General features: G+C 44.1%; 1 protein-coding gene. It reads right to left on the bottom strand.

Going from position 1 to position 438, the window contains the following annotated elements:
* A partial coding sequence (locus tag PROCOU_RS17930; protein ID WP_036074518.1) for an immunoglobulin-like domain-containing protein occupies window positions 1-438 on the bottom strand: 438 nt, incomplete at both ends.

The raw sequence follows: 438 nt of genomic DNA on the forward strand, positions 1-438 counted from the left end.
CTTCTGCTGTTATTTGCATATTTACTGTCGTGCTTGCGGATTTGCCATTACTGTTCGTCACACTATACACCACTGGATAGTTCCCTTCCTTTCGGAAGTTCACACCGCTATAGTCTACGTTCACTTCAACACTTATATCTCCATCTACCTTGTCCTCGGCTTTGACATCCGTAAACCAATTGATATCGTTAGCTTTCGCTCCTGCGATGGCGCTCATGTCTTTTGCCTGTATGACTGGTGCTTCTGCTGTTATTTGCATATTTACTGTTGTGCTTGCGGATTTGCCATTACTGTTCGTCACACTATACACCACTGGATAGTTCCCTTCCTTTCGGAAGTTCACACCGCTATAGTCTACGTTCACTTCAACACTTATATCTCCGTCTACCTTGTCCTCGGCTTTGACATCCGTAAACCAATTGATATCGTTAGCTTTCG

The organism is Listeria rocourtiae FSL F6-920 (assembly GCF_000525975.1).
GTDB classification, from domain to species: Bacteria; Bacillota; Bacilli; order Lactobacillales; family Listeriaceae; genus Listeria_A; species Listeria_A rocourtiae.